The sequence below is a fragment of the Streptomyces sp. NPDC002490 genome, assembly GCF_040296045.1.
GTDB lineage: Bacteria > Actinomycetota > Actinomycetes > Streptomycetales > Streptomycetaceae > Streptomyces.
Window position 1 is genome coordinate 49,657 of sequence record NZ_JBEOWM010000023.1, and the last position, 17,346, is coordinate 67,002.

The 17,346-nt window shown below is 73.3% G+C and carries 19 protein-coding genes; 3 read left to right on the forward strand and 16 right to left on the reverse strand.

Annotated elements, in window-relative coordinates; translation table 11 throughout:
• Positions 1-12 precede the first annotated feature (12 nt).
• The 5 genes from tsaE to ABT092_RS16865 form a co-directional block, all read right to left on the reverse strand.
• Positions 13-555: a tRNA (adenosine(37)-N6)-threonylcarbamoyltransferase complex ATPase subunit type 1 TsaE gene (tsaE, locus tag ABT092_RS16845; RefSeq protein WP_351244464.1), complete on the reverse strand. Its 543-nt coding sequence runs from the start codon at positions 553-555 to the stop codon at positions 13-15.
• A complete protein-coding gene (locus ABT092_RS16850; protein WP_351244466.1) occupies positions 509-1,702 on the reverse strand; it encodes an alpha/beta hydrolase in 1,194 nt (397 codons plus the stop codon). The genes tsaE and ABT092_RS16850 overlap by 47 nt, the downstream gene beginning before the upstream one ends.
• Positions 1,699-2,850 (reverse strand): alanine racemase, encoded by a 1,152-nt coding sequence (alr, locus tag ABT092_RS16855; protein ID WP_351244468.1) that lies wholly within the window; start codon positions 2,848-2,850, stop codon positions 1,699-1,701. Before alr ends, ABT092_RS16850 begins: the two co-directional genes overlap by 4 nt.
• Before the next feature lie 73 nt (positions 2,851-2,923).
• A complete protein-coding gene (locus tag ABT092_RS16860; protein ID WP_351244470.1) occupies positions 2,924-4,372 on the reverse strand; it encodes an NAD(P)H-hydrate dehydratase in 1,449 nt (482 codons plus the stop codon).
• Between the two features lie 75 nt (positions 4,373-4,447).
• A complete protein-coding gene (locus tag ABT092_RS16865) occupies positions 4,448-4,816 on the reverse strand; it encodes a holo-ACP synthase (RefSeq protein WP_351244472.1) in 369 nt (122 codons plus the stop codon).
• Between the two features lie 197 nt (positions 4,817-5,013).
• Here ABT092_RS16865 and coaA point away from each other — a divergent pair, with 197 nt between their 5' ends.
• Entirely contained in the window at positions 5,014-6,003 is a 990-nt protein-coding gene (gene coaA / locus ABT092_RS16870) for a type I pantothenate kinase (RefSeq protein ID WP_351244474.1), read from the forward strand.
• A 43-nt stretch (positions 6,004-6,046) separates the two neighbouring features.
• On the forward strand, positions 6,047-6,991 hold the full coding sequence (locus ABT092_RS16875) for a DUF389 domain-containing protein (RefSeq protein WP_351244476.1): 945 nt from the start codon (positions 6,047-6,049) through the stop codon (positions 6,989-6,991).
• Between the two features lie 52 nt (positions 6,992-7,043).
• On the opposite strand, the gene ABT092_RS16880 is transcribed toward ABT092_RS16875, so the two are convergent.
• The 4 genes from ABT092_RS16880 to rplM all read right to left on the reverse strand — a co-directional run bounded on the left by ABT092_RS16880 (position 7,044) and on the right by rplM (position 11,742).
• Positions 7,044-8,957: a protein-arginine deiminase domain-containing protein gene (locus ABT092_RS16880; protein WP_351244478.1), complete on the reverse strand. Its 1,914-nt coding sequence runs from the start codon at positions 8,955-8,957 to the stop codon at positions 7,044-7,046.
• Positions 8,958-9,090: 133 nt separating this feature from the next.
• A complete protein-coding gene (gene glmM, locus ABT092_RS16885) occupies positions 9,091-10,440 on the reverse strand; it encodes a phosphoglucosamine mutase (RefSeq protein WP_351244480.1) in 1,350 nt (449 codons plus the stop codon).
• 292 nt (positions 10,441-10,732) lie between these two features.
• A complete protein-coding gene (rpsI, locus tag ABT092_RS16890) occupies positions 10,733-11,254 on the reverse strand; it encodes a 30S ribosomal protein S9 (RefSeq protein ID WP_351244482.1) in 522 nt (173 codons plus the stop codon).
• A 44-nt stretch (positions 11,255-11,298) separates the two neighbouring features.
• Positions 11,299-11,742, reverse strand: a complete 444-nt coding sequence (gene rplM / locus ABT092_RS16895; RefSeq protein WP_351244484.1) for a 50S ribosomal protein L13 — start codon at positions 11,740-11,742, stop codon at positions 11,299-11,301.
• Between the two features lie 305 nt (positions 11,743-12,047).
• Between rplM and ABT092_RS16900 the strand changes: the two genes are divergently transcribed.
• Complete coding sequence (locus ABT092_RS16900) at positions 12,048-12,959, forward strand: hypothetical protein (protein WP_351244486.1); 912 nt, start codon at positions 12,048-12,050, stop codon at positions 12,957-12,959.
• Positions 12,960-12,978: 19 nt separating this feature from the next.
• Here ABT092_RS16900 and truA read toward each other — a convergent pair whose 3' ends face one another.
• The 7 genes from truA to infA all read right to left on the reverse strand — a co-directional run bounded on the left by truA (position 12,979) and on the right by infA (position 17,215).
• Complete coding sequence (truA, locus tag ABT092_RS16905; RefSeq protein ID WP_351244488.1) at positions 12,979-13,845, reverse strand: tRNA pseudouridine(38-40) synthase TruA; 867 nt, start codon at positions 13,843-13,845, stop codon at positions 12,979-12,981.
• A gap of 103 nt (positions 13,846-13,948) precedes the next feature.
• Positions 13,949-14,455 (reverse strand): 50S ribosomal protein L17, encoded by a 507-nt coding sequence (rplQ, locus tag ABT092_RS16910; RefSeq protein ID WP_351244490.1) that lies wholly within the window; start codon positions 14,453-14,455, stop codon positions 13,949-13,951.
• 134 nt (positions 14,456-14,589) lie between these two features.
• Positions 14,590-15,612, reverse strand: a complete 1,023-nt coding sequence (locus ABT092_RS16915) for a DNA-directed RNA polymerase subunit alpha (protein ID WP_073792859.1) — start codon at positions 15,610-15,612, stop codon at positions 14,590-14,592.
• Positions 15,613-15,759: 147 nt separating this feature from the next.
• On the reverse strand, positions 15,760-16,164 hold the full coding sequence (rpsK, locus tag ABT092_RS16920; protein ID WP_003948617.1) for a 30S ribosomal protein S11: 405 nt from the start codon (positions 16,162-16,164) through the stop codon (positions 15,760-15,762).
• A gap of 64 nt (positions 16,165-16,228) precedes the next feature.
• Entirely contained in the window at positions 16,229-16,609 is a 381-nt protein-coding gene (gene rpsM / locus ABT092_RS16925; protein ID WP_351244492.1) for a 30S ribosomal protein S13, read from the reverse strand.
• 192 nt (positions 16,610-16,801) lie between these two features.
• Positions 16,802-16,915 (reverse strand): 50S ribosomal protein L36, encoded by a 114-nt coding sequence (rpmJ, locus tag ABT092_RS16930; RefSeq protein WP_003974245.1) that lies wholly within the window; start codon positions 16,913-16,915, stop codon positions 16,802-16,804.
• Between the two features lie 78 nt (positions 16,916-16,993).
• The gene (gene infA, locus ABT092_RS16935; protein WP_003948620.1) at positions 16,994-17,215 is read right to left on the reverse strand and encodes a translation initiation factor IF-1; all 222 of its coding nucleotides are present in this window, start codon (positions 17,213-17,215) and stop codon (positions 16,994-16,996) included.
• Positions 17,216-17,346: the final 131 nt, after the last annotated feature.

Here is a 17,346-nt window from a genome sequence, read left to right on the forward strand (position 1 = left end):
GTTCCGGGAGGGTCAGGAACCGTCGGTGGCGAGCGCGGCCAGCTCCACCGCGGCCCACCGCTTCCCGTGGCCGCGCAGGGTCACCGTGCGGACCTCGTCCGTGGTGTCGCCCACCGCCCGGTCGATCAGCACGTGCAGCCGGTCCTCCGACAGCTCCTCCACCTTGCCGTCGCCCCACTCCACGACGACCACCGACTCGGGCAGCGACACATCGAGGTCCAGGTCCTCCATCTCGTCCAGCCCGCCGCCCAGCCGGTAGGCGTCCACGTGGACCAGCGCCGGCCCCCCGACCAGGCTCGGATGCACCCGGGCGATCACGAAGGTCGGCGAGGTCACCGCACCCCGCACCCCGAGGCCCTCGCCGACGCCCCGGGTCAGGGTGGTCTTGCCGGCGCCCAGCTCGCCGGTGAGCATCACCAGGTCGCCCGGGGCGAGCAGCCCGGCGAGGCGCAGGCCCAGCTCCCGCATCCGCTCGGGGGACGTGACGGTGATCGACGCGGTGACCGGCTCAGCCGTCGTCGCCCGCGGTTCCGCTCGCTGCGCGCTTGGTTCCATAGCCGTCCACGGTAGTCGCTGCGGGGACCGCCCCGGCCCGGGCGAGCAGCTCCAGGAGCCGGTCGGTGACCGCGTCCGGGTGCTCCAGCATCACCAGGTGGCCGGCCTCGGGCAGCAGGACCAGTGCGGCGTCCGGGAGCGCCTCGGCGACGGCCTCGCTGTGCTCCGGGGGCGTGATGAGGTCCTGCTCGCCGGCGAGCACCAGCACCGGCAGCCCGGCGAACCGGGCCAGCGCCGCCGTCTTGTCGTGCGCGGCGAACGCCGGGTGGAACTCGGCGACCACCTCGAAGGGGGTGGCCTCGATCATCCGCTCGGCGAACCGGGCCACCGCCGGGTCCACCTCGCGGCCGGCGAAGGAGTACCGCTTGACGACCCCGGTGAACAGGTCGGCGGTGGCCCGGCGGCCCCGCTCCACCAGCTCCGTCAGCTCGGCCCGGCCGCCCAGCACCCGCAGCGCCCCGGGCAGCACCCGGTGCACCGCGTACGCGCCGGCCGCCGGCAGGCCGTAGTCGACCTCGGCCAGCCGCCCGGCGGAGGTCCCCACCAGGGCGACCCCGACGACCCGGTCCCGGACCAGCTCCGGGTACTGCTCGGCGAGGGCCATCACCGTCATGCCGCCCGTCGAGTGCCCCACCAGGACCAGCGGCCCCTCGGGGGCCGCCGCGTCGATGACCGCCCTCAGGTCCCGGCCGAGCCGGTCGATGGTGACCGGCTCGCCGGGCGCTCCGCGCCCCGAACGACCGTGCCCGCGCAGGTCCCAGTGGACGGTGCGGACCGCGCCGCGCAGCGCGGCCCGCTGGAAGTGCCAGGAGTCCTGGTTCAGGCAGAAGCCGTGGCTGAACACCACCGTGACCCCGGCCGCCGCGGCGGCCGGCTCCGGCTCGTCGACCTCGTAGTACAGGGCGGTGCCGTCCTCGGCGAGGGCCGTGCCCGGGGTGCCGCGCAGGGTGCCGTACGGGCCGGCCGCGTCGAGCGCGAGCCGCGCCTCCCGGCGCACCCCGCGGCTGACGGTCAGCCGTTCGATCGCCACGCCCGCCACGCCGGCCGCCGCGACCACCCCGAGGGCGATGCCCGCGCCCCGGCGCCAGCCGCCGCCCGCCCGCGCGGCGACGCTCGCCACCGCCCGGGCCGCGGCGTCCCCGCTCACTCGGACGCCCCCCGGTACACCCGGGGCACCCGGGAGCCGATCCGGGTGACGATCTCGTAGGCGATGGTGTCCGCGGCCTCGGCCCAGTCCTGGACGGTGGGCTCGCCCCGGTCGCCCGGGCCGAACAGCACCGCCTCCGCGCCCTCCTGGAGCTTCTGCCCGTCGAGGTCCACCACGAACTGGTCCATCGCGATCCGGCCCGCGACCCGCCGCCACTCCCCGCCGACCAGCACCGGGCCCCGCCCCGAGGCGTGCCGCGGAACGCCGTCGCCGTAGCCGACCGGGACCAGCCCGAGGACCGTCTCCCGTCCGGTGACGTACCGGTGGCCGTAACTGACGCCGTGTCCGGCCGGCGCCCGTTTGACCAGGGCCAGCGAGGCGCTGAGCGTCATCACCGGCCGCAGCCCCAGCTCGGCGGCGGTGCCCAACTCCGGGGCGGGCGACACCCCGTACATCGCGATGCCGGTGCGCACCAGGTCGAAGTGGGTGTCCGGCAGGGTCAGCACGGCCGGCGAGTTGGCCAGGTGCCGCACCTCGGGGCGCACCCCCTCGCCCTCCGCGTGGGCCACCATCCGGCGGAACGTCCCCAACTGGTCGGCGACCGAGGCGTGGCCGGGCTCGTCGGCACAGGCCAGGTGCGACCACAGGCCGACCACCCGCAGGTCCCCGGCGGCCTCGCCGGCGAGCGCCGCGGCCACCAACTCGGGCCAGTCGGCGGGGAGGCAGCCGTTGCGGCCCAGACCGGTGTCCGCCTTCAGGTGGACCCGGGCGGGCCGGCCCGCCTCCCGGGCCGCGGCGGTCACCTCGGCCAGCGCCCACATCCCGCTCACCGACACGTCCAGGTCCGCCTCCACGGCCTCCCGCCACGGGTCGCCCGGCGTCCACAACCAGCACATGATCCGGCCGCCGACGCCCGCCGCCCGCAACGCCAGCGCCTCCTGCGGAGTGGCGGTGCCCAACCACTCGGCGCCGGCCTCGATCGCGGCCCGCGCACAGGGCAGCGCCCCGTGCCCGTAGCCGTCGGACTTCACGACGGCCATCAGGGCGGAGCGGGGCGCCCGGGCCCGCAGGGCGCGGACGTTGGCGCGCAGCGCGTCCAGGTCGATCTCGGCGCGGACGCGGCTGGGCTGCGGTGGTGTCTGGCTCATCGCGCCGATTGTCTCAGAGACCCCGCTTCCCGCCCCTGCACCGGCTCCCCCGCCCGCCCGGGTGTGGGGCGCGTCACGCACCGAGCAGCGAGGCCCAGGCGGCGGGGAGCGCCCCGGCGACCTCGTCCGCGGTCAACGGCACCCCGCGCTCCGCCGCGCTGCGCGCCGCCAGGCCGTGCAGGTACGCGGCGACCGAGGCCGCGTCCAGCGGGGCGACCCCGGCCGCCAGCAGCGAGCCGGCGAGCCCCGACAGCACGTCCCCGCTGCCGGCGGTCGCCAGCCACGGCGTGCCCATCGGGTTCGCCCGCACCGGCTGCGCCGGGTCCGGGGACGCCACCAGGGTGGTGGAGCCCTTCAACAGGACCGTGGCCCCGAACCGGGCCGCCAACTCCCGCACCGAGGTGAGCCGGGCCGCCTCCACCCGCCCCCGCGACACCCCGAGCAGCGCCGCCGCCTCCCCGGCGTGCGGGGTGAGCAGGGTGGGCGCCCCCCGGTCCCGGACCCGGGCCGGGTCCAGCGGGCGCAACCCGTCCGCGTCCACCAGGACCGGCACGTCCGCGTCGAGGACCTCCTGCACCGCGCCGACCGTGTCGCCGCCCTCGCCGATGCCGGGGCCCACCACCCACGCCTGCACCCGGCCGGCCCGGGTCGGCGGCCCCTCGTGCACCAGCGCCTCCGGGAACCGGGCGATCACCGCGTCGGCGGCCCGCCCCACGTACCGCACGGCCCCGGCGCCGCCGCGCAGGGCGCCCGCCACCGCGAGCACCGCCGCCCCCGGGTAGCGGGCGGAGCCGGCGACCACCCCGACCACCCCGCGCCGGTACTTGTCGCTCTCCCCGGTCGGCACCGGCAGCAGCCGCGCCACGTCCCGGTGGTGCAGCGACTCCACCGCCGGGACGGACGGCAGGTGCGGACCCAGGCCGATGTCGACCAGCCGCACGGTGCCCGCGTACTCCCGGGCCGGGTCGATCAGCAGCGCCGGCTTGTGGGTGCCGAAGGTGACGGTCGCGTCGGCGCGCAGCGCCTCCCCGCGCACCTCGCCGCTGTCGGCCTCGGTGCCGCTCGGCAGGTCCACCGCCACCACCACCGCGTTCGCCCCGCGCGCCGCCCGGGCCAGCGGCACCGCGTCCGGGCGCAGCCCGCCCCGGCCGCCGATGCCGGTGATGCCGTCCAGCACCAGATCGGCGCCGGCCAGCGCGGCGAACGGGTCCGCCGCGATCCGGCCGCCGGCCCCGGTGAACGCGGCGAGCCCCCCGGCGTGGGTGCGGTCCGGGGCCAGGAGCACCGCGCCGACCCCGGCGCCCCGGCGGGCCAGGCGGGCGCCCGCGTACAGGGCGTCACCGCCGTTGTCACCGCTGCCGACGAGCAGCACCACCCGGGCCCCGTACACCCGGCCCAGCAGATCGGCACAGGCGGCGGCCAGCCCGGCGGCGGCCCGCCGCATCAACTCCCCTTCCGGGAGCCGCGCCATCAGCGCGGCCTCGGCGTTCCGGACGGTCTCCACGTGGTGAGCGGTGCGCATGGGACGAGTCTGCCGCAGCGGGCGGCCCCGGACCCCGGGGAATGCGCCGGCTGGCCCCCGCCCGGTGACGGCCGCTCAGCCCTCGGCGACGACCACCGCGGAGGCCACCCCCGCGTCATGGCTCAGGGACACGTGCCAGGAGCGGACGCCCAGGGCCTCGGCGCGGGCGGCGACCGTGCCGCGCACCCGCAGCCGGGGCTGCCCGTTCTCCTCCACCCACACCTCGGCATCGGTCCAGATCAGTCCGGGCGGCGCCCCCAGCGCCTTGGCCAGCGCCTCCTTGGCCGCGAACCGGGCGGCCAGCGAGGCGACCCCGCGCCGCTCCCCGTCCGGCAGGCAGAGCTCCGCCGGGACGAACAGCCGCTCGGCGAGGTGCGGCGTCCGCTCCAGCGCGGCGGCGAACCGCTCGATCTCGGCCACGTCGATGCCCACCCCGATGATCACCCGGTCACCGTACCCCCGTCCGGTGCGCCCGGCGCGCCCCGCGGTCCCGTCCGTGCGGCGCGGCCCCCGCGGGGCGGCCCGCCCGCCGGCGGTCGTGCTCGCCCGCCCGGGTGCACCGCGCCCGGCGCGCCGGGCGACGCGCCCCGGGTGACGTACCCCACCTCCCGTCCGGGTCGCACAGCCGCGACAATGATCAGGTGATCTCCCCGGTGTCCCTGCCGCCCCACCCGGCCCCCCGCTCCCGGCCGGACGCCACGCCGTACCTCGACCTCACCCGGGCCGAGTGGAGCGCCCTGCGTGACAAGACCCCGCTGCCGCTCTCCGCGGCCGAGGTCGAGGAGCTGCGCGGCCTCGGGGACGTCATCGACCTGGACGAGGTCCGGGACATCTACCTTCCGCTGTCGCGGCTGCTGAACCTGTACGTGGGCGCCACCGACGGGCTGCGGAGCGCGCTCAACACCTTCCTCGGGGAACAGGGCTCCCAGTCGGGGACGCCGTTCGTGATAGGGATCGCCGGTTCGGTGGCGGTCGGCAAGTCCACGGTCGCCCGGCTGCTGAAGGCGCTGCTGGCCCGCTGGCCCGAGCACCCGCGGGTGGAGCTGGTCACCACGGACGGCTTCCTGCTGCCGATGCGCGAACTGGAGGCCCGCGGGCTGACCTCCCGCAAGGGCTTCCCCGAGTCCTACGACCGCCGGGCGCTGACCCGGTTCGTCGCCGACGTGAAGGCCGGCAAGGACGAGGTGAGCGCGCCGGTCTACTCCCACCTGATCTACGACATCGTGCCCGGTGAACGGCTCACCGTCCGCCGGCCCGACATCCTGATCGTGGAGGGCCTCAACGTCCTCCAGCCGGCGCTGCCCGGCCGGGACGGGCGCACCCGGGTGGGCCTCGCCGACTACTTCGACTTCAGCGTGTACGTGGACGCCCGGGTGGAGGACGTCGAACGCTGGTACCTGAGCCGCTTCCGCAAGCTGCGCGAGACCGCCTTCCAGGACCCGAACTCGTACTTCCGCCGCTACACCCAGGTCTCCGAGGAGGAGGCCCTCGCCTACGCGGCCACCACCTGGCGGACCATCAACAAGCCCAACCTGGTGGAGAACGTGGCGCCCACCCGGGGGCGGGCCACCCTGATCCTGCGCAAGGGCCCGGACCACAAGGTGCAGCGGCTGAGCCTGCGCAAGCTCTGACCGGCGCCCTGGTTGCCCGTGTGACGCGTGGTTAGGGTGAGGCATGCTGCATCTGCGTCTGATCACCCCGGCGGACCGCACCGACGAGGTGGTCCGGCTGATCGAGGGCACGGTGGGCACCACCCATCTGGCCGTGCTGACCGGCGCGGCCCGCGACCCCGAGGGCGACGTGGTGATGTGCGACGTCGCCCGGGAGGCCGGCGACGACCTGATCGCGGCGCTGCGCAAGGCCGGGATCGACGAGTGCGGGTCGATCGCCGTGGAGAACATCGACCTGTCCCTCTCCCGGCGGGCCGACCGGGCCGAGGAGGACGCCCCCGGCGAGGGCGCCGACGCCGTGCTGTGGGAGCACCTGACCGATCTGACCCACGAGGAGTCCACGCTCACCGTCACCTACGTGGCGTTCCTGTCGGTGGCGACGATGCTCGCGGCCTGCGGGGTGATGCTGGACAACGCCATCCTGATCGTGGGTGCCATGGCGGTGGGGCCCGAGTTCGGGCCGCTGGCCGGCATCTCCACCGCCCTGGTGCACCGGGCGCCCGGGCTGGTGGGGCGGTCCCTGTGGGCGCTGCTCGCCGGCTTCGTGCTGGCGATGACCGCCACCGCCGGCTTCGCCTGGCTGATGGACGCGCTGGGGCTGTTCACCACGGAGATGATCGAGGCGGACCGGCCCAACACCGCGTTCATCTGGCAGCCCGACTGGATGTCCTTCGTGGTCGCGTTCCTCGCCGGGGTCGCCGGCACCCTCTCGCTGACCTCGGCCAAGTCGGGGGCGCTGATCGGGGTGGCCATCTCCGTCACCACGGTGCCCGCCGCCGCCAACGCGGCCGTCGCCTTCAGCTACCGCGACTACGCCCAGACCACCGGGTCGACCCTGCAACTCCTCGCCAACCTCGGCGGGATCGTCCTCGCCGGGACGCTCACCCTGATCGCCCAGAAGTGGTTCTGGGGCCGCCGCCACGGCCCCGCGCCGAAGACCGCCCGCTGACGGGTGCGCGGGGCCCCGGTCGGGACCCCGCGCACTCCGGTACCGCCACCGGCTACGAGCGCCACCACGGGCGGGAGGTGTCCCGCAGGACGTTCGTCCCGCAGTGCACCTCACCGCCGCCGAGGTGGTACGAGTAGTAGTCATCCAGGTAGGCGGTGGTGAACCCGGCGCGGGCGTACGCCTTCCGCACCGCCTCGCCGAAGACGTCCTTGCCGCCGATCACCGGGCCCCACTGCTTGGGCGCCAGGTACCGCGAGTCGCTGAGCACGATCCCGTTGACGGCGCCCGGCACGTAGGCGATGGTGCGCGGCGCCGTCGGGACGGGTGCCGCCGAGCGCTCGGCGGCGTCGGCGAGCCCGGGCCGCACCGTGGACCAGGCGTCGGCGTTCAGCCGGCCGAGTCGCCCGGACCGGGCGAGGCCGGTCGGCATCTCGTACTGGGCGAACAGCGCCGGCACCCGCACGACCTCGGCGTCGGTGAGGCCCGTCTCGCGCTGGAGGACGCGCAGATTGGCCTCGATCTTGTCGGCGGCCCGCTGGTTGTCGGCGAGGAACGTCGGGTCGGCCAGCTTCTGGGCGATCGTGGTGCGCGGCACCGTGATGCCGAACTTGTCGGGCGCCGAGAACATCCGCTTGCCGCCGTTCCCCGCGGCCTGCGCGTCCTTCAACAGCTGGAGGCCGGCGGACGGATCGGCGAGTCCCAGGCGCCAGCCGCGCGGGGTGTCCGCGGGCAGGAACTGGACGAACTCGTCGACGTGGCCCACCTCCAGCCAGGAGGTGTCCAGCAGCAGCGGCGACTGCGCGCCCTGCGAGGCCAGGAAGGTGGACATCGACTTCGCGGGGCGCATGCCCTCCCCGACCCGCTCCCCCATGATGATCCGCCCGGCCGGGTACGACTTCCCGCCGTGTGCGTAGGGGGGGATGGTCTCCAGGTTGCCCATGGAGTTGAGGGTCTGCGACTCGTCGGACGGGTGGGGCCCCGCCAACTGGACCACGCCGATGTCCGGGCCGCGCAGCTTCGCGTACAACTGCCGCCCGCCCGGGCGGTCCTGGGCCGAGCGGATCATGACCCGCAGGGCGTGCGGCCGGCCGTCCGCGCCGGTCATGCTGACGTAGCCGGGCTCCACGAAGTCCTGCGCCCACACGTCGTTGGTGGCCAACTTGCGCACCGGCTTGGTGATCCCGGCCGCCTTGACCTCGCGCTCCAGGCCCCGGACGAAGCGGTGCTGGTCCTCGGACCACTCCGGGTAGTCCGGGTCCCGGGACACCTTGCTGACCAGCACCTCCTTGGCCCGCTGGAGGTGGTGGTGGGTCAGCACCGGCGCGGTGCGCAGGGTGACGTCGTCCCGGGTGGTGGCGGTGCCCTCGGTGACGGTCAGCCGGACCCGGACCGTGCCGTCCCAACGGGCCGCGTCGCGCACCACGTCGGTGGCCTCGACGCCGAGCTCCACCCCGCGGCGCAGCTCGGCGGCGGTGAGCCGGGTGGTGGGCTTCAGGTGCTTCCAACCGCCGGCCCGCTTCACGAAGATCCGGGCCTTCGCGGCCTCGCCCTGCACCCGGGCCGTGCCGTGCGCCCCGTCGGCGAGCGAGGGCAGCGGCACCGACCGCAGCCGCGCCAGGTCCTCGGCGTCGCGGGCACCGTTCAGCACGGTGTCCGCGGCGTCGTGACAGCGGGCCAGCAAGGCGTCGGAGAGCGGCCGGCCCCGGGCGTCGGTCATCGTGCAGCGGCGGCCGTCGTCGTCGACGTTCGGCAGGACCACCGCACCGCGCCCGCGGGTCCAGGTGTCCTCGCCCGCCACGTCGGACGCGCCCCGCACGTCCACCCGGCCGTCGCGGTCGACGTCCGCCCGCAGATCGGCCCGGGGCGCCGGGCCGGGGGCCGCCGTCGCCTGCACCGGTATCGCTCCCAGCAGCGCACCGACGACGCCGGTGGCGATCGCCGTGGTTCTCCAACTCCGCGTGTTCACCCGTGCCTCCTCGTTCCCTTCTCGTTCTTCGCAGGGAAAGAAGGGAACGGAGGGGGCAGGGTTGACAGCGGGGACCGCAAAGCGGTGGGGGCGGGGAAAAGCCGCCGGAAGTCGTCGCTCCGGCGGCTGAGATTCACCCCAAGGAGGACTTGACGGCGTCCGCGAGTCGTCCGGCCACCGAGCGGGCCTGGTCGATGTCGGCGGCCTCGACCATCACCCGCACCAGCGGCTCGGTGCCCGAGGAGCGCAGCAGCACCCGGCCCGTCTCGCCCAGCTCCCGCTCGGCCTCGACGACCGCGGCGGCCAGCTCGGCGGAGGTGGCGACCCGGGACTTGTCCACGTCCGGCACGTTGACCAGGACCTGCGGCAACCGCTCCATCACGGAGGTCAGTTCGGCGAGGCTGCGGCCGGTGTCGGCGACCCGGGCGGCGAGCATCAGCCCGGTCAGGGTGCCGTCCCCGGTGGTGGCGTGGTCGAGGATGATCACGTGCCCGGACTGTTCGCCGCCGAGCGCGTAGCCGTGCTCCTTCATCGCCTCCAGGACGTAGCGGTCGCCCACCCCGGTCTGCACGAACGCCAGCCCCTCGCGCTCCATGGCCAGCTTGAAGCCCAGGTTGGACATCACGGTGGCGACGACGGTGTCGGAGCGCAGCGCCCCCCGCTCCCGCAGCGCCAGCGCGAGGACGGCGAGGATCTGGTCCCCGTCCACCTCGGCCCCCGTGTGGTCGACGGCCAGGCAGCGGTCGGCGTCGCCGTCGTGGGCGATGCCGAGGTGCGCGCCGTGCTGGACCACGGCGGCCTTCAGCTGCTCCAGGTGGGTGGAGCCGCAGCCGTCGTTGATGTTGAGCCCGTCGGGTTCGGCACCGATGGTGACGACCTCGGCACCGGCCCGGGCGAACGCCTCCGGGGAGACCCGGGCGGCGGCGCCGTGCGCCTCGTCCAGGACGACCTTCAGCCCGTCCAACCGGTTGGGCAGCACCCCGATCAGATGGGCCACGTACTGGTCGAAGCCCTCGTCGTAGTCCCGGACCCGGCCGACGCCGGCCCCGGTGGGCCGCTGCCAGTCGGCACCGGCCGCGTACTGGGCCTCGATGCGGTCCTCCAGCTCGTCGGCGAGCTTGTGCCCGCCGCGGGCGAAGAACTTGATGCCGTTGTCCGGCATGGCGTTGTGGCTGGCGGAGAGCATCACGCCGAGGTCCGCGCCGAGCGCGCCCGTCAGGTACGCCACGGCCGGCGTGGGCAGCACCCCGACCCGCAGCACGTCGACGCCGGCGCTGGCGAGGCCCGCGACCACCGCGGCCTCCAGGAACTCCCCGGACGCCCGCGGGTCCCGGCCGACCACCGCGACCGGGCGATGGCCCTCGAAACTGCCCGCCTCGCCGAGCACGTGCGCCGCCGCGACGGAGAGGCCGAGCGCCAGCTCGGCCGTCAGATCCGCGTTGGCGACACCGCGCACGCCGTCCGTGCCGAAGAGTCGTCCCACTGGTGTCCTCCGAACATTCGCGCACCCCATCACGAGGCACCCCGAAGCTGTGAAACGGGTGCGGAGCCCCAGCGCTCCGCACCCCATGACCACGCGCACCCCGTCACCGCCGCCGGACGGACCGGGCGAGCGCGTACGCACATCCGAACACACCCGGCCGCCGGTACGGTTATCGGCCCGGTGTTCTCGACACCTGTATACGCCCCGCACCGCCCTCACACGAACGCCCCGGCTGCACAGGGGCGTGCCGCCGGGGCGAACGGGTGGTGCGAGCGGGCTGGTCCGCGGGGGACTAGCGCTTGCTGTACTGCGGAGCCTTGCGGGCCTTCTTCAGACCGGCCTTCTTGCGCTCGACCGCACGGTCGTCGCGGCGGAGGAAGCCGGCCTTCTTCAGCGCGCCGCGGTTGTTGTCCACGTCGGCCTCGTTCAGGGCGCGGGCCACGCCGAGGCGCAGGGCGCCGGCCTGACCGGAGACACCGCCACCGGCGATGCGGGCGACGACGTCGTAGCGACCGTCCAGCTCCAGCACCTTGAACGGCTCGTTGACTTCCTGCTGGTGCACCTTGTTCGGGAAGTAGTCCTCAAGGGTGCGACCGTTGATCTTCCACTTGCCGGTGCCCGGAACGATCCGGACGCGGGCGATGGCGTTCTTGCGACGGCCCAGGCCCGCGGCGGGCTGCGGGTCGCCGAAGTGCGACGCCAGGCTCTCGGACGTGTACTCGCCCTCCAGGGGGAGCTCCGTCTCGGTGGTGTACTGCTCGATGTCGACGGCCTCTGCGTCGTCCAGAGGCTGCTCAACGGTGGTCTCGGCCACGATTCTCCTCAGATTCTTTTCGGTCTTAGGGGGTGTGGCCGGACTTACTGCGCGACCTGGGTGAACTCGAACGGCACCGGCTGCTGCGCAGCGTGCGGGTGCTGGTCGCCCGAGTAGACCTTCAGCTTCGAGAGCATCTGACGGCCGAGGGTGTTCTTGGGCAGCATGCCCTTGACGGCCTTCTCGACGGCCTTCTCGGGGTTCTTGGCGAGCAGCTCGTCGTAACGGACGGAGCGCAGACCACCCGGGTAACCGGAGTGGCGGTACGCCATCTTCTGGGTCTTCTTGTTGCCGGACAGGTGCACCTTGTCCGCGTTGATGATGATGACGAAGTCACCGGTGTCAACGTGGGGGGCGTAGATCGGCTTGTGCTTGCCCCGCAGAAGGGTGGCGGCGGTCGACGCCAGACGGCCCAGGACGACGTCCCGGGCATCGATGACGTGCCACTGGCGGGTGACATCGCCGGGCTTGGGGCTGTACGTACGCACGGTTCGTAGCCTTCGCTTCTTCAGTGAATGGGTCCTGACAGGGCCACCCAAGACGATCACGACAGCCCTAGCCGCACATCAGTGACGCAAACCGAGTGCTTGCCGCTGGTCATCGGCCCGGTGGACCGGTGTAAGGGCCCCTCACGTGAGAATGAGCAAGCCAATACACACAACGAACCAGCAGGATACCCAGCACCGCCCGGACGGGTCAAAACGAGTGCCCGACACCGCGCGGGAACCCCCGCCGCCCGCACTCCCCCGGTACGGGGAGTCACCCCGGCGGCCCCCTCAGTACACTGCCGCCCATGAGCTTCGGGCAGGGGGGACCCGCGCACGGCCCCGGGGGACCGCAGGGTCCGTGGGACGGCGCGCACCAGGGCCAGCACGGGCAGCACGGGCAGCACCAGGGGTTGGCGAACGCACCGGGCACCCCGGACTGGGCCGCCATGGCGGACGCCTCCGCCACCGACAACCGCCGCAAGCGGTTGCTGGTGGTCCTCGGCGCCGCCCTGGCCACCGTCGCGGTGGGCGCCGCGGTCGCCGTGGCGATCGTCACCACCGGCGAGGACTCCCCGGCCGCCGCCCCCAGCGCCACGGCCCCCTCCGGGTACGCCAGCGAGTCCGGCGGGCCGGCCCCCTCCTTCGCGGCGACCACGCCGCCGCCCCCGCCGAACCCGAAGGACTTCGTCTCCAGCGCGGCCAAGGACAAGGCCCCGATCAGCGCCGAGAGCCTCTTCCCCGGCCCCGAGGTGACCCTCGGCGGCACCGTGTACCGCCGGGGCGCCACCGGCTCCACCACCGCGTGCGCCGGGGTGACCCGCGGGGACCTCGGCGAGGTCCTCACCCGCAACGGCTGCACCCGGCTGATGCGCGCCACCTACGGCAAGGACGGCATCGCGGTCACCGTCGGCGTGGCCCTGTTCGACACCGAGGCGCAGGCGACCCGGGCCAAGGACCAGACGGACAAGGGCAACCTGCTCTCCCTCAGCGGCGCGGGCGTCTCCGGCTTCTGCAACACCACGGTCTGCCGCACCACCGCGAACTCCTACGGCCGCTACGCCTACTTCACCGTCGCCGGCCACACCAGCGGCAAGAACGTCACCCCCCAGGACCGTCCGGTCTACCGCACCGGCGACGACCTCGCCGAGTTCGCCTTCCGGCAGATCATCCGGCGCGGCGAGGCGCAGGCGGCGGCCGCCGCCGAGCAGCCCCTGTGAGCCGGGCGCCGGCGCCCGGTCAGCAGCACCCCGCGCCGGCGGTGCCGGGCAGGGTGCGCCGGTTGCGGGCCTCACGGCTCCGTGCGGCCAGCAGTTCGTCCGCGGGGTAGGCGACCTCCTCCAGGGTCAGCCCGTGCGGGCGCACCACGTGCACCGCGGAGTCGCGCACCCCGGCGGCCAGCACCTTCGCGGGCCACTCGGGGCCGCGGTGCCCGTCGCCGACGAACAGCAGCGCCCCGATCAGCGAGCGCACCATGTTGTGGCAGAACGCGTCGGCCCGGACCGTGGCGGTGACGACGCCGTCGCTCCCCCGCTCCAGCCACAGCTCCTGGAGGGTGCGGATGGTGGTGGCGCCCTCCCGCTTCTTGCAGTACGCGGCGAAGTCGTGCTCCCCGACCAGCCCGCGCGCGGCCTCGTTCATGGCCTCGACGTCCAGCGGCCAGTCGTGCCACAGCACGTGCCCGCGCAGCAGCGGGTCGACCCCGCCCGGGTGGTCGGTGACCCGGTACGCGTACCGGCGCCAGATCGCCGAGAACCGGGCGTTGAACCCGGCCGGCGCCTCCTCGGCCCGCCACACCCGCACGTCCTTGGGGAGCCGCCCCGCGAGCCGCTTCAACAGCTTCTCCCGGTGCTCCTCCCACACCCCGGCCGGCAGGTCCACGTGCGCCACCTGGCCGCGGGCGTGCACCCCGGCGTCGGTGCGTCCGGCCACGGTCAGCTCGTAGGACGCCCCGCCGGACCGGGTCACGGTCCGCAGCGCGTCCTCCACCACGGCCTGCACGGTGCGCTGCCCCCGGGCCTGCTTGGCCCAGCCGGAGAACTCCGTCCCGTCGTACGACAGGTCCAGCCGCACCCGGACGTGCCCGGGCTCCACCTCGTCACTCACAGTTCCATCCTCCCAACCAACGACGACCCGCGGTCCCGCCCCGGCAGACGGAAGCGGGCCCGCCCCCGGAGGGGCGGACCCGCTTCTGCACGGCGCGAAGGCGTCAGGCGTCCTTGGACTCGCCATCGGCGGGCTTGGCGTCCTCGACGGCCTCGGTGACGGGGGCCTCGGCGGCCTCCTTCTTGAGGGCGTCTTCCTTGACGGCGCGCTTGGTGGCCGCCTCGGCCTCACCGGTGGCCTGCTGGGCCACGGTCAGGGCCTCGACCAGCTCGATGACCGCCATCGGCGCGTTGTCGCCGCGACGGTTGCCGATCTTGGTGATGCGGGTGTAGCCACCCGGGCGGTTCTCGTAGCGCGGGCCGATCTCCGTGAAGAGCGTGTGCACGACGCTCTTGTCGGTGATGACCTGGAGCACCTGACGGCGGTTGTGAAGGTCGCCCTTCTTCGCCTTGGTGACCAGACGCTCGGCGTAGGGCCGCAGACGGCGGGCCTTGGCCTCGGTGGTGGTGATGCGCCCGTGCTCGAAGAGCGACTTGGCGAGGTTCGCCAGCAGCAGCTTCTCGTGCGCGGCGCTGCCGCCCAGACGGGCACCCTTGGCGGGCTTCGGCATGGTGTTTCTCCTTGTGTGCTGCACCGGCCGTGTCAGGTACCGGTGACAGTTCCCGCGGGGCGGACGCCCCGCGGAAGGTCAGGGGTCGCCCACCGGTGGGGCACCGGACGGACCGGCGCCCCACCGGGCGGCGACTAGTACTGCTCGGTCTCGACGAAACCGGCGTCCGCGTCGTCGTCGGCGCCGAAGGCGTCGGCGGCGGCGGTCGGGTCGAATCCGGGCGGGCTGTCCTTGAGGGCCAGGCCCATGCCGGCCAGCTTCGCCTTGACCTCGTCGATGGACTTCGCACCGAAGTTGCGGATGTCCAGGAGGTCCGCCTCCGAGCGGGCGACGAGCTCGCCCACGGAGTGGATGCCCTCGCGCTTGAGGCAGTTGTAGGAGCGGACGGTGAGTTCCAGCTCCTCGATCGGCAGCGCCAGGTCGGCGGCGAGGGCGGCGTCCGTGGGGGACGGGCCCATGTCGATGCCCTCGGCGTCGATGTTCAGCTCGCGGGCCAGGCCGAAGAGCTCGACCAGGGTCTTGCCGGCCGACGCCATGGCGTCGCGCGGGCGCATGGCCTGCTTGGTCTCGACGTCGACGATCAGCTTGTCGAAGTCGGTGCGCTGCTCGACTCGGGTCGCCTCGACCTTGTAGGTGACCTTGAGGACCGGCGAGTAGATCGAGTCGACCGGGATGCGGCCGATCTCCTGGCCGACCTGCTTGTTCTGCACGGCGGAGACGTAGCCGCGACCGCGCTCGACGGTCAGCTCCATCTCCAGCTTGCCCTTGCCGTTGAGGGTGGCGAGGACCAGGTCGGGGTTGTGCACCTCGACACCGGCCGGCGGCGCGATGTCGGCGGCGGTGACCAGGCCGGGGCCCTGCTTGCGCAGGTACATCACGACCGGCTCGTCGTGCTCCGAGGAGACGACCAGCTGCTTGATGTTGAGGATCTGGTCGGTGACGTCCTCCTTGACGCCCGGCACGGTGGTGAACTCGTGCAGGACGCCGTCGACGCGGATCGACGTGACCGCCGCACCCGGGATCGAGGAGAGGAGCGTACGGCGCAGGGAGTTGCCGAGGGTGTAGCCGAAGCCCGGCTCCAGCGGCTCGATCACGAACCGGGAACGGAACTCGTCGACGACCTCTTCGGTCAACGAGGGACGCTGAGCGATCAGCATGTGTGGATCAGATCCTTCGGTCGTGGACGCCCGCTATTTGACGTCCGACGGGTGGTGCGTGGAACAAGGGTACGGGCGACATGCCCCGAGAAGGGAGCATGTCGCCCGAGACACCGCATCGACCACGGGTGCGTGACGCACCTGGGGTCAGACACGCCTCCGCTTGGGCGGGCGGCAGCCGTTGTGCGGGGTGGGGGTGACGTCCTGGATCGAGCCGACCTCCAGGCCGGTGGCCTGGAGCGAACGGATCGCGGTCTCACGGCCGGAGCCGGGACCCTTGACGAAGACGTCGACCTTGCGCATGCCGTGCTCCTGCGCGCGGCGCGCGGCCGACTCGGCGGCCATCTGCGCGGCGAACGGGGTCGACTTGCGGGAGCCCTTGAAGCCGACGTGGCCGGCGGAGGCCCAGGAGATCACGTTGCCCGTGGGGTCCGTGATCGAGACGATCGTGTTGTTGAACGTGCTCTTGATGTGCGCGTGGCCGTGAGCGACGTTCTTCTTTTCCTTGCGGCGCACCTTCTTGGCGGCACCCTGACGACCCTTGGGGGGCATCTGCTTCTCCTACGGGAGGTGGTCGGTCCTACAGCGAAGACCGCTGACTAGCGTCCGCTGCGGACTACTTCTTGCCCGGCTTCTTCTTACCGGCGATGGCGCGACGCGGGCCCTTGCGGGTGCGGGCGTTGGTGCTGGTGCGCTGTCCGTGGACGGGCAGGCCGCGGCGGTGGCGCAGACCCTGGTAGCAGCCGATCTCGACCTTGCGGCGGATGTCCGCCTGGATCTCGCGACGGAGGTCACCCTCGGTCTTGAGGTTGTTGTCCACGTACTCGCGGATCTTGACCAGCTCCTCCTCGGAGAGGTCGCGAACGCGGGTGTTCGGGTTCACACCGGTCTCGGCCAGCGTCTGCTGGGAAAGGGTCCGGCCGATGCCGAACACGTAGGTGAGGGCGACCTCCACGCGCTTTTCGCGCGGGATGTCAACACCGGAAACGCGTGCCATTCAATGGCTCCAGTTTGATTCTTCGGAGGTCTTCCGCAGGACGATTCCCCTCCGCCGACCCTTGCGGGTGGTACGGAGCGGGTCCCCGGCCTCCGACCGGGGGTGTCGGACCGTTGCCGGCCCGGGTCCTGCGTATGTACACGTCGTGCTGCGTCGCGTGAGTTCTGCGGGTGCAGAAGGTGCGGTCGTGCGTCAGCCCTGGCGCTGCTTGTGGCGCGGGTTGTCGCAGATGACCATGACCCGACCGTGACGGCGGATCACCCTGCACTTGTCGCAGATCTTCTTGACGCTCGGCTTGACCTTCATGGTTGTGAGGTTCTCCGGGTCAGTGCCATCGACCCCGGACGCGGACCGTGCGGTCCGACCCCGGGGCGCGGGCAAGATCTACTTGTAGCGGTAGACGATCCGGCCACGCGTCAGGTCGTACGGAGACAGCTCCACCACGACCCGGTCGTCAGGGAGGATGCGGATGTAGTGCATGCGCATCTTGCCGCTGATGTGTGCCAGGACCTGGTGGCCGTTCTGGAGCTCGACCTTGAACATGGCGTTCGGAAGAGACTCGACGACAGTGCCCTCGATCTCGATGGCACCTTGCTTCTTGGCCACGCTTCGCCCTTCGAATCGACTACCTTGGCCGGCCCACGCTCAACCCCGCCCGTCCACATGAGGACACACGGGTACACGAGAGCCGACGAGTCAGTCTACGTCAGCGCACCAGGAAACACGAATCGAGGAAT